Source organism: Streptomyces sp. DSM 40750, assembly GCF_024612035.1.
Lineage (GTDB): Bacteria > Actinomycetota > Actinomycetes > Streptomycetales > Streptomycetaceae > Streptomyces.
On the sequence record NZ_CP102513.1, the window covers coordinates 9,277,151 to 9,289,213 of the forward strand.

8 protein-coding genes are annotated in these 12,063 nt (G+C 71.5%); 6 read left to right on the forward strand and 2 right to left on the reverse strand.

Annotated elements, in window-relative coordinates; translation table 11 throughout:
* Positions 1-32: 32 nt before the first annotated feature.
* Positions 33-1,604, reverse strand: coding sequence for an alpha/beta hydrolase (locus JIX55_RS40645; protein ID WP_257568206.1), 1,572 nt, complete (start codon positions 1,602-1,604; stop codon positions 33-35).
* Positions 1,605-1,750: 146 nt separating this feature from the next.
* Positions 1,751-2,794, reverse strand: a complete 1,044-nt coding sequence (locus JIX55_RS40650) for an Rv2578c family radical SAM protein (protein WP_257568207.1) — start codon at positions 2,792-2,794, stop codon at positions 1,751-1,753.
* 211 nt (positions 2,795-3,005) lie between these two features.
* Here JIX55_RS40650 and JIX55_RS40655 point away from each other — a divergent pair, with 211 nt between their 5' ends.
* The 6 genes from JIX55_RS40655 to JIX55_RS40680 all read left to right on the forward strand — a co-directional run bounded on the left by JIX55_RS40655 (position 3,006) and on the right by JIX55_RS40680 (position 12,037).
* Positions 3,006-3,449, forward strand: a complete 444-nt coding sequence (locus tag JIX55_RS40655) for an SRPBCC family protein (protein WP_257568208.1) — start codon at positions 3,006-3,008, stop codon at positions 3,447-3,449.
* Between the two features lie 179 nt (positions 3,450-3,628).
* Positions 3,629-6,037 carry an MFS transporter gene (locus JIX55_RS40660; protein WP_257568209.1) on the forward strand — a complete coding sequence of 803 codons (2,409 nt, stop codon included), beginning with the start codon at positions 3,629-3,631 and terminating at the stop codon, positions 6,035-6,037.
* 197 nt (positions 6,038-6,234) lie between these two features.
* The gene (locus JIX55_RS40665) at positions 6,235-8,727 is read left to right on the forward strand and encodes a SpoIIE family protein phosphatase (protein WP_257568210.1); all 2,493 of its coding nucleotides are present in this window, start codon (positions 6,235-6,237) and stop codon (positions 8,725-8,727) included.
* A 256-nt stretch (positions 8,728-8,983) separates the two neighbouring features.
* Positions 8,984-9,709, forward strand: a complete 726-nt coding sequence (locus JIX55_RS40670) for a class I SAM-dependent methyltransferase (RefSeq protein WP_257568211.1) — start codon at positions 8,984-8,986, stop codon at positions 9,707-9,709.
* Between the two features lie 152 nt (positions 9,710-9,861).
* Entirely contained in the window at positions 9,862-10,695 is an 834-nt protein-coding gene (locus JIX55_RS40675; RefSeq protein ID WP_257568212.1) for a M55 family metallopeptidase, read from the forward strand.
* Between the two features lie 31 nt (positions 10,696-10,726).
* Positions 10,727-12,037 (forward strand): M20/M25/M40 family metallo-hydrolase, encoded by a 1,311-nt coding sequence (locus tag JIX55_RS40680; protein WP_257568213.1) that lies wholly within the window; start codon positions 10,727-10,729, stop codon positions 12,035-12,037.
* Positions 12,038-12,063 lie beyond the last annotated feature (26 nt).

Sequence of the window (12,063 nt, forward strand, 5' to 3'; positions counted from 1 at the left end):
GTCGTTTTCGGCGGGACTCCCACGGTCCGGGCTCAGCCGCGGAAGCCCAGCAGGCCGTGCAGCGTCGAGCCTCGCGAGGAGGGGGACGCGGACTTGGTGCTCAGGGGCTTGGGGTCGGGGAGCTTCTCGCAGACGGCGTCGGCCTCGCCGCCGCCGCGGGGCACGGTGCCGTCGGTCAGATACGCCGCCAGGTGTCTGTCCAGGCAGGTGTTGTCGCCCAGCGTGATGCCGTGGTTCCCGCCGCCCTGCTCGACGACCAGGCTGGAGCCGCGCAGCAGATGGTGGGTGACGACTGCGCCCTCGTACGGGGTGGCCGCGTCATCCGTCGCCTGGAAGATCAGGACCGGCGGCAGCGCGGTGTTGGTGATGTCCACGGGCTTCAGCGACTTCGTGGGCCAGAAGGCGCACGGCGCGTTGTACCAGGCGTTGTTCCAGGTCATGAACGGCGCCTTCTCGTGCACCGCCCGGTTGTCGTCACGCCACTCGTCCCAGTCGCGCGGCCAGCGCGCGTCCCGGCACTGCACCGAGGCGTAGACGCTGTAGCCGTTGTCGCCGGCCGCGTCGCCGGCGCCGAAGTTCTCGTACACCTCGACCAGCGGATCGTCGTTCTTCTTGTTCACGAAGGCCGCGAACGCCTCGGCGAGGTAGGGCCAGTAGCCGTTGTAGTAGCCGCCGGGCATGAACGTGTCCTCCAGCTCGGAGGCGCCCACCGTGCCGTCCGCGGGCTTCTTGGCCAGCGCCGACCGCATCGCGTACCACTTGGCCTCGATCTTCTCCGGATCGGTGCCGAGCCTGTACGTCTTGTTGTTCTTGGCGATCCAGGCCATCAGGGCCCGGTGGCGGTCGTCGAACGCCTGGTCCTGCTGGAGGTTGTCCTCGTACCAGACCCCCGTGGGGTCGACGACGGAGTCCAGCACCGCACGCCGTACGCGGTTCGGGAAGAGCTTGGCGTACACGGCGCCCAGATAGGTGCCGTACGAGTACCCGAAGTAGTTGATCTTCTTGGCGCCGAGGGCGGTGCGGATGGCGTCCATGTCCTTGACCGCGCTGATCGTGTGGATGTGCGGCAGCACGTCCGCGTACTTCGTGGCGCAGGCCCTGGCGAAGGACTTGACCCGCTTGAGGTTGGCCTGCTCGATCTTCGGGCTGGTCGGCAGGGAGTCGGGGCGCACCGGTGAGAAGTGGTCCGGTTCGCAGTCCAGTGCGGGCCTGCTGGCGCCGACGCCGCGCGGATCGAAGCCGATGACGTCGTACTGCGCCGCCACCTTCTTCGGCAGCGAGGACGCGACGAATCCGGCCAGTGTGAGGCCGCTGCCGCCGGGGCCGCCCGGGTTGACCAGCAGGGGCCCCTGGTACTTCTTCGCGGTGTGCGGGACGCGGGAGAGAGCGAGGGTGATCTTCCGGCCGTTCGGCTCGCGGTGGTCCAGCGGCACCTTCAGGGAGGCGCACTGGAGCGTCGGATAGTCACTGGTGGCGCACTTCTTCCAAGCGGGTTTCGCCACCGGCGCGGAGGCGGAGCCGCCGCTCGCGTCGGCCGGGACCGCCGTGACCATCCCGGCCAACACGGCGGCGGCACCGCACAGAGCGGCTGCGCGTTTCTTCATCGTCAGGCCTCCCAGGACGGAGGATTTCGAGCCGTGCACGCCACGGCCTTCGTCGCATCGTCCCGGACCGCCCCCTCGAAGGAACTCGTTCTGCCCAGACTTGACCCGTTCGGGGCGGGAGAAGCGCCCGGATGACCAAGGAGGTGTCAGAGAAGGGTCAGCTGGGTCGGTTCCATGGCCGGGACCGTCTCCGGCGCGGCCGGCTCACGAGCCGGTACGCGCCTCGGCAGTTCCGCGCGCCGGGGACCCATCCCGTACTCCTGGGCCAGTTCGTGGACCTGACGGGTGATCTGCCGCTGATACCACTTCGGCGCGTACGCGCCCTCCGCGTACAGCCGCTCGTAACGCCGTACGAGACCGGGGTGATGGCGCTCCAGCCAGGCCATGTACCACTCGCGCGCGCCGGGCCGCAGATGCAGCACCAGCGGGGTCACGGAGGTGGCACCGGAGGTCGCGATGGCCCGTACGGTGGCGCGCAGCCGGTCCGGGTGGTCGCTGAGGAAGGGGAGCACGGGAGCCATCAGCACCCCGCAGTCGATGCCGGCGCCGGTGAAGGCGCGCACGACGTCCAGCCGGCGCTCCGGGGCGGGCGTGCCCGGCTCCACCGTGCGCCACAGTTCGTGGTCGGTGAAGCCGACGGAGACCGAGATGCCGACCTCGGTGACCTCGGCGGCCTGCCGGATCAGGTCCAGGTCGCGCAGGATCAGCGTGCCCTTGGTCAGGATCGAGAAGGGGTTCGCGTGGTCGCGCAGGGCCGTGATGATGCCCGGCATCAGGCGGTAGCGGCCCTCCGCGCGCTGGTAGCAGTCCACGTTGGTGCCCATCGCGATGTGTTCGCCGTGCCAGCGTGGCGAGGCCAGTTGGCGGCGCAGCAGTTCGGGCGCGTTGATCTTCACCACGATCTGCGAGTCGAAGTCGAGACCCGTGTCGAGGTCCAGATAGCTGTGGGTCTTACGGGCGAAGCAGTAGACGCACGCGTGCGTGCAGCCCCGATAAGGGTTCACCGTCCACTCGAACGGCATCCGTGAGGCGCCCGGCACCCGGTTCACGATCGTTTTCGCCCGGACCTCGTGGAAGGTCATGCCGCGGAACTCCGGGGTGTCGAAGGTCCGGCTCGTCACCGCTTCCGCGCCGAACAGCGCGGCGTCCCGGGCCGTGGCGGGGTTCTCGGCCAGATGGTCCCAGCGCATGGACGCCTCCTCGGTTGCTCTGCGCCCCAGAATAGAACACATGTTCCCTTGATCGTGCGAACTGGATTTCGAACATCGTGTGGAGGTTTCGCCGGGGGCCGCCCGGACCTGTCACTCCCGGCCCCTTGGAGCACCCCGATTTGGGCCCTCCGGCCGGGGGGTGGTTGGCTTTCCGCACATCCCCGAGTTACCAAGTGCTGGAGGAAGTGCAATGGCACAGGTCGAGGCCACCACTGAACGAGTCGTCGCGGCGGACGCGGAGACGGTGTTCGACACCCTGGCCGACTACAGCGGCGCGCGCGAGAAGCTGCTGCCCCAGCACTTCAGCGAGTACGAGGTGCGCGAGGGCGGCGACGGCGAGGGCAGCCTCGTCCACTGGAAGCTCCAGGCCACCAGCAAGCGCGTCCGCGACTGCCTCCTGGAGGTCACCGAGCCCTCCGACGGCGAGCTGGTCGAGAAGGACCGCAACTCCTCCATGGTCACCGTCTGGCGGGTCACCCCGGCCGGCGAGGGCAAGTCCCGTGTCGTCGTCACCACCACCTGGCAGGGCGCCGGTGGCATCGGCGGCTTCTTCGAGAAGACCTTCGCCCCCAAGGGCCTCGGCAGGATCTACGACGCCCTGCTCGCCAACCTCGCCGCGGAGGTCGAGAAGTAACCGCGAGGACGAGAAGGATGCCCGGTCCAACGGGCGATCATCCGGGGCCCGTTGCCGCCCTCACCGGTTCGAGTGGATCTCCGTGGCGCTCCCCGGAATGCCGTAACTCGCCGCACTTGCCGACAGTTGCCGCTTGACGCGGGAATTGTGCGGTAAGTGCGACGAGGGGAGCGGTACGCATGGGCGCGGTCACAGTGGCGAAGGACGAACCGACCTCCACACCCGCGACACCGCCACCGACGGACGGCCCTCCCCAACCCGGTCCGCGCCGCGTCCGGTTGGTCTTCTCCGCTCTCCTGCTCGCCCTGCTCCTCGCCGCGCAGGAGCAGATGGTCGTAGCCACGGCTCTCCCCGAGATCGTCGGCGAGCTGCACGGTGGGGACCGGATGTCCTGGGCGATCACGGCGTATCTGCTCACCGCCACGGTCGGACTGCCGGTCTACGGCAGGTTCGGTGACCTCTACGGCCGCAAGGGCGTCTTCCAGTTCGCGCTCGTGGTCTTCGTGGCCGGGTCCGCGCTCGCCGGCTTCTCGCGGACCATGGACCAGTTCATCGCGTTCCGCGCGCTCCAGGGCGTCGGCGCGGGCGGCCTCATGATCGGTGTGCAGGCGATCGTCGCCGACATCGTGCCGTCCCGGAACCGCGGCCGCTACCTGGGCCTGGTCGGCGCCGCGTTCGGCCTCGCCTCCGTCGCGGGCCCGCTCCTCGGCGGCCGGCTCACCGACCACCTCTCCTGGCGGTGGTGCTTCTACGTCAACGTGCCCTGCGGCCTCGTCACCCTGGCCGTCGTCACCTTCGCGCTGAAACTGCCGAAGCCCACGACCAAGGGCCGCCTCGATGTGCTGGGGACGCTCCTGCTCGCCGTCGCGTCGACCTGCCTGGTCCTGCTGGCCAGTTGGGGCGGCACCGCGTACGCGTGGAACTCACGGACGGTCCTCGGCCTCGGCGCCGGCGCGCTCGCCGCGACCGTCCTCTTCCTCGTCGCCGAGCGGTTCGCGGCCCAACCCCTCATCCCCCTGCGGCTGTTCAAGGACCCGGTCTTCGTCGTGACCGGGCTCGTGGGGACGGCCATCGGCATCGCCCTCTTCGGCGCCGCCAGTTACCTGCCGACCCAGCTGCGGATGGTCGGCGGGATCTCCGCCACCGAGTCCGGACTGCTCATGCTGCCGATGACGGCCGGCATCGTCGGCGCGTCCGTCGTCTGCGGCCAACTCATCAGCCACACCGGGCGCTACCGGACGTACCCGGTCCTCGGCAGCGCCCTGGCCGCCCTCGGCAGCTGGCTGCTGTCCCGCCTGGAGACCGACACGCCCCGGCTGCACTTCGGCATCTGGACGGCCGTACTCGGCGCCGGCATCGGCATGGTGATGCCGGTCCTGATCCTCGCCGTGCAGAACTCCGTACGCCCCTCCGACGTCGGCGCCGCCACCGCCGCCAACAACTACCTCCGGCAGATCGGCGGCTGCGTGGGCGTGGCGGTCGTCGGCGCGCTCTTCCTGGACCGGCTCGCCGACCGGCTGCCCACACGCGCGCGTGCCGTCCTCCCCGACCCCGACTCCCTCACCCCGGAGCTCGTCCACGCCCTGCCCGCCCCGCTGCGCGACGCTCACGTGTCGGCCTACGCCGAGACCATGCCGCGGATCTTCCTGTACCTCACGCCGGTGCTCGTCCTCGGGCTCCTCGTCGCCTGCTTCCTCAGGGAGAGAACACCGGTGTCCTTCGACGAGGTTCCCGCCGAGCCCACGCCCACGCCCGCCGTCCGGATCCCGCAGGCGCTTCCCCACCCTTCGGGCGGGGAGACCCCCAGCTCGCTTCGCTCGACGTACGTCCCCGAGGTCCCCCTCCGCGGCACGGTCCAGCACCCCGACGGCACCGTCGTGCCCCGGGCCGCGCTCACCCTCATCGACGCCACCGGCCGGCAGACCGGGCGCGGCGGCAGCGGCGAGGACGGGCGGTACACGCTGTCCACGCCCGGGCCGGGGGCGTACGTGCTGATCGCGGCCGCGGGCGGTCACCGGCCGCAGGCCGTGAGCGTCACCGTCGGCGAGCGCCCCGTCGAGGTCGACATCGTGCTCGGCGGCGCGGGGCGCCTGGTCGGGGCCGTACGGACGGCGGACGGACGGGTCGTCAGCGACGCGACCGTCACGCTCACCGATGTGCGCGGCGAGGTCGTCGTGACCACGCGCAGCGGGGAAGCCGGCGAGTACCTCATCACCGAACTGGCCGCAGGGGAGTACACCCTCGCCGCCCGCGCCGACTCCTACCGCCCGGCCGCGCTGCCCGTCACGGTCCAGGCCGGCCGCGAGACCCGCCAGGACGTCGAGCTCGCCGGGGGCGCCGTCCTGCGCGGCACGGTCCGCACCGGGGGCGGCCGACCGGTGGAGGACGCCCGCGTCACCGTCCTCGACGCCGCCGGGAACGTCGTCGACACGATCACCACCGGCATCGACGGGACGTTCCGGTTCGTGGACCTTCCCTCCGGCGGGTACACGCTGATCGCCACCGGATATCCCCCCGTCGCGACGGTGCTCCAGGTCGCCGGCGGTGGTAGGACGGAACGGGACCTGCGACTGGGGTACGCGGACTGAGCCGTCGGCCACGAGAAGGCGGGCCGGTGGCCATACGGGGGCGTGCGAGTGATCGTGCGCCGCCCGCAGGGTCAGCGCGTGCGCCGGAGGCTCCTACGGAGCAATTCGCGTATTGCCACACATCGCAACGCTACGCAGCCGTACGGTAGTGGGGGCGGCGCAGATCTTGCGAGCCGTGGGGAGAAAGGGCCTTGGCCATGGACCGTGGCACCGACACGGGCGCGACCACCGGCCACGGAGCCGGTGACGGCACGGCGGAGCACACCGCGGCCGGCCGTGTCCCGCTGGCCGTGGTCGTCGTGGACCGCGAGGGTCTCGTGTCGCACTGGAGCACCGGCGCACGCCGGCTCTTCGGCACACCCAAGGACGACGCGGTGGGCCGCCCCGCCCTCGACCTGCTGCCCGTCTCCGGCGCCCTCCCGGACCCGGACGACACCCCGCCCCACGCGGCGTACGGCGCGTACGACGCACTCGGCCACGACCTGGAGTCCTCCCTCGACGGACGGCTGTCCTACCCGGCGGCCGGCCGCGCCCGGATCACCGTGCCCGGCCGGGACCGCGACCGCGACCGCGTCGACGTGTTGTGGTGGGCATATCCGCTGGTCGTCCCCGGCCCCGAGCGGCTCCTCGTGCTGGCCGCCGACGCCGAGGCACTGCGTCAGCGGGACGATGAGGCCGTCGTGGCCGTCGAACGCATCGCGCCCGGCTTCGCCCTGCACACCGACTTCCCCGGCGCCGAGGAACTCGCCCGCAGACTCCCCGAGATCCTGCCCAGCATGAGCGTCGGCGAAAGTGCCCGCATCGTCGCCCAGGTCCTCGAACTGGGCTATCCGGTGATGGAGTTCAGCCAGAACGACCGGGTGCCCGTCACCCCTGACTGGGGCGTGCCCCGGCGCGCGGAGCGGCGGGCGCGCCGTGAACGGGCCGCGCGCGCCGTCGCCGAGGGGCTGCCGGTCCCGGCGGACGTGCGGGACGAGGGCGAGGACCTCGAACACGCGGCCGTACGCGAGCGCCTGGAGTTCCTCAACGAGGTCAGCGGACGCATCGGCACCTCACTCGACCTGTCCCGGACCATCGTCGAGGTCAGCAAGGCGGTCGTGCCGCGCTTCACCGACGTCGCCGGCACCTATCTGCGCGAACAGGTCGTCGCCGGCGAGGGCTTCCCCGAAGGGGTGCCCGACACGACCACCATGTGGCACCGGGTGGCCCTGGAGCACACGGACGAGCCGGGCCGCTGGGACGACGTCGTACCGGTCGGCGAGGCCATGCCGTTCCCGGCGCACACGCCGTTCTTCCAGTGCATGACCACCGGCGAGCCCGTCCTCGTACCGCGCATCAGCGAGCAGATGGGGCACGCGATCGCCGCGCAGTTCGAGAAGCGCGACATCCGGCCGCTGATCAGCAACCGCTCCATGCTGATCGTGCCGCTGAAGGCCCGAAACGTGGTGCTCGGTTTCATGATCCTGCTGCGCCACCCGGAGCGCGAGGTCTTCAACGACATGGACCGCGTGACGGGCGCCGAACTCGCCGCCCGCGCGGGCCTCGTCCTCGACAACGCGCGCATGTACACATACCAGGAGAACGTCGCCGAGACGCTCCAGGACAGCATGCTGCCCACCATCGCGGCCCACATGGCGGGCTGCGACATCGCCACCCGCTATCTGCCCGGCACCCTGCTCGGACGCGTCGGCGGCGACTGGTTCGACTCCGTGAAACTGCCCGGCGCCCGCACCGCGCTCGTCGTCGGCGACGTCATGGGGCACGGCCTCAACTCGGCGGCGATGATGGGCCAGTTACGCACGGCCGTCCAGACCATGGCCGCCCTCGACCTGCCTCCCGCCCAGCTTCTGCGGAACCTCGACGACCTCGCCCAGCGCCTCGGCGAGCACTACCTCGCGACCTGTCTGTACGCCGTCTACGACCCCATCGCGAGCGAACTGCACATCGCCAACGCCGGTCACATCCCACCCGTACTGGTCCGCGCGGTGGACGGCCGCAGCGAACTCCTCGACCTGCCCACGGGCGCCCCCATCGGCGTCGGCGGAGTGCCGTTCGAGGCGGTAAGCGTGCGCGTGGAGCCCGGCGACCGGCTCGTGATGTGCACCGACGGCCTCGTGGAGGTGCGCGGCGAGGACATCGGCGTGGGCCTCGCGACCCTCTGCGAGACCGCCGCCCACCCGGCCGCCTCCATGGACGACGCCTGCGACACCATCATCCGCGCCCTCGCCGCGACATTCTCGGAAACGGGCCGCGGCGGCCGCAAGGACGACGTGGCCCTGCTGATGGCCCGGCTCAACGGCATCGAACCCGAGGACGTCGCCGAGTGGCGCCTCGCCCCCGACCCGGTCGAGGTCGCCCGCGCCCGCGCCGTCGTCCGCGAACAGCTCTACGGCTGGGGCCTGGACGCCCTCACGGACACCACCACGCTCCTCGTCGGCGAACTCGTCACCAACGCCATACGCCACGCCCGCGGCCGCCGTATCGAACTGCGCCTCGTCCGCGGCGACACCCTGCAGTGCGAGGTCTACGACGACGACCCCACCTTGCCGACGCTGCTCAGCGCCGCCCCCACCGACGAGTTCGGCCGCGGGCTGCGCGTCCTCACGACCCTGGCACGCGAGTGGGGCACCAGCCGGACGGGCGCGGGCAAGACGGTGTGGTTCGAACTGACGCTGCCGCGGCGGCGTTGAGGCGCCGGGGGACTGGCTACGGCGCCGACCCCGGGGGCCTGTCGCGGTGCCGCCGAGCGTTGCTTCTCGCCGGTCTCGGCCGGTCCGCGCCGGTGGTCTTCCGGAGGCCAGGTGGCGTGCGGGGCGCGTTGGGGCGCGCGCGATCTGGATGAGAGGTGAAAGTGCGCGCGCGGTGCTTGTCTGTGCGTTCGGGGCGCGGTAGACCGTTCTGGGCCGCCGGAGCGGCGGGCCGGCCGGCTATCCCGGGGGGTTGGGCATGAGCGTGACGAATCGGTACAGGGAGGCCTGGGAGGGGTTCTGGCGCGAGGCCCCCGACGAACCGGGAGCGGTCTTCTGGGACGCCGAACCCGAACGGACCGTAGCCCTCCATCTCGCCCTGTTCGAGCCGTACTTGGCGGCCCCCGAACTGCCCCTCGTCGACCTGGGCTGCGGCAACGGCACCCAGACGCGCTTCCTGTCCGACCGCTTCCCCCGTGTGCTCGGCGCCGACCTCTCCACCGCCGCCCTCGACCGTGCCCGACGCGCGGACCCCGGCGGCCGGGCCACGTACCGTCCGCTCGACGCGGCCGACAAGGCGGACGCCGAGGCCCTCCACACCGACCTCGGCGACGCCAACGTCTACCTGCGCGGCGTCCTCCACCAGTGCGACCCCGACGACCGCCAACGCCTCGTCGACAACATCGCCACGCTGCTGGGAGAGCGCGGCCGGGCCTGCCTCGTCGAACTCGCGGAGGCCGCGAAGCCCCTCCTCATGGGCCTCGCCCAGGGCCCCACCGGCCCCCCTGCCAAGCTCGCCCCGATCTTCCGTCACGGCATCGCCCCGGGCGAGGTCACCGACGCCGCGATCCCGGAGTACCTTCGCGCCGCCGGCCTCACCCTCGTCGCCGGCGGCGAACTCCCGCTGATCACCACCGAGTACACGGCCGAAGGCACCCGCATCGAGCTGCCGTCGAGGTGGTACGTGGCGGGGCGCACGGCGTAGAGCGCCCCTGGTCGCCCCAGCGCCCGGGAACCTCTCCCCACCGCCCACCGCCCACCGCCCACCGCCCACCGCCCACCGCCCACCGCGCGGCCTTCGCGTCCCCGTCGGCGCCTCGTAGCCGGTTCCCTCCCCGGCGCGTAACGTGACGCGGCATGAAGATCCTCATCAGCGCCGACATGGAGGGCGCCACCGGTGTCACCTGGCCGGCGGACGTGCTGCCGGGGACGCCGCAGTGGGAGCGGTGTCGTTCGATGTTCACCTCGGACGTGAACGCCGCCGTGCTCGGGTTCTTCGACGGTGGTGCCGACGAGGTGCTGATCAACGAGGCGCACTGGACGATGCGCAATCTGCTGCTGGAGCGGCTGGACGAGCGCGCTCAGATGCTCACCGGGCGGCACAAGGCGCTGTCCATGGTGGAGGGCGTGCAGCACGGGGACGTGGACGGCATCGCGTTCGTCGGCTACCACGCGGGCGCGGGGATGGAGGGGGTCCTGGCCCACACGTATCTCGCGAACTCCATCACCGGGGTGTGGGTCAATGACGAGCGGGCAAGCGAGGGACTGCTGAATTCGCATGTCGTGGCCGAGTACGGGGTACCGGTGGTGCTGGTGACAGGCGACGACGTGGCTTGCGAGGACGCCCTGGGGTACGCGCCCGAGGCGCTCAAAGTGGCGGTCAAGGACCATGTGTCGCGGTACGCGGCGGTGTGCCGTACGCCGGCGAGAACGGCCGCCGACATCCGCGCGGCGGCGAAGGAGGCCGCGTCGCTCGCGGTGCGTCACGAGCCGGTCAGGGGCGGACCGTTCACCGTGGCGCTGGAGTTCGACGCCGAGCACCTGGCGATGGCCGCGACCGTCGTGCCGGGCGTGGCACGTATCGGTGAACGCAAGGTGGCGTACACCAGCCCGACCATGTACGAGGGAATCTGTACCTTCAAGGCGGTCACCACGATCGTCTCGGCCGCGGTGGAGGAGACATATGGCTGAGCCCGCAACGCCCGAAAGGACTGCGGAGCCCATGGAGCAGCAGGCACTGGATGAGGTCGTCCGTTTCACCTCCGACCTCATCCGCATCGACACCACCAACCGCGGCGGCGGGGACTGCCGGGAGCGGCCGGCCGCCGAGTACGCCGCCGCGCTGCTGGCGGAGGCGGGCCTGGAGCCCACGCTCCTTGAGCGCACCGAGGGCCGTACGAACGTCGTCGCGCGGATCGAGGGCACCGACCCGTCGGCCGACGCGCTGCTCGTCCACGGTCATCTGGACGTGGTGCCCGCGCGGGCGGAGGACTGGAGTGTGCACCCGTTCTCCGGGGAGATCCGCGACGGCGTGGTCTGGGGCCGGGGCGCGGTCGACATGAAGAACATGGACGCGATGATCCTCGCGGTCGTCCGGCACTGGGCGCGCGCGGGCGTACGGCCCCGCAGGGACATCGTGATCGCGTTCACCGCCGACGAGGAGGCGAGCGCCGAGGACGGATCCGGGTTCATCGCCGACGAACACCCAGGCCTCTTCGAGGGCTGCACCGAGGGCATCAGCGAGTCGGGGGCGTTCACCTTCCACGACGGCGCCGGCCGGCAGATCTATCCGATCGCGGCAGGGGAGCGCGGCACCGGCTGGCTGAAACTCACCGCGCGCGGCCGGGCAGGCCACGGCTCCAAGGTGAACCGGGCCAACGCGGTGACCCGCCTCGCGGGGGCGATCGCCCGGATCGGCGCGCACGAGTGGCCCGTCCGGCTCACCCCGACCGTCCGCGCGGCCCTCACCGAACTCGCCGCGCTGTACGGCATCGAGGCCGACCTCGACGACCGCCACGACGTCGACCGGTTGCTCGACAAGCTCGGTCCGGCCGCCGCCCTGGTCGAGGCGACCGTGCGCAACAGTGCCAACCCGACCATGCTGGAAGCCGGTTACAAGATCAATGTGATCCCGGGGGAGGCCGTCGCCCACGTGGACGGGCGGTATCTGCCCGGCGGCGAGGACGAGTTCCGGGCGACCCTCGACCGGCTCACCGGCCCCGATGTGGAGTGGGAGTACGAGCACCGGGAGGTGGCCCTCGAGGCGCCGGTGGACTCGGTGACGTACGCGCGGATGCGGGCCGCCGTAGAGGAGTTCGCGCCCGAGGGGCACGTGGTGCCGTACTGCATGCCGGGCGGTACGGACGCCAAGCAGTTCTCGCGGCTCGGCATCACCGGCTACGGCTTCTCGCCGCTGAAGCTCCCCGAGGGCTTCGACTACGGGGCGCTCTTCCACGGCGTCGACGAGCGCGTCCCGGTCGAGGCGCTCCACTTCGGCGTCCGCGTACTCGACCGCTTCCTGCGGAAGGCCTGAGCGATGGGACACGGGGGACCAAGGGA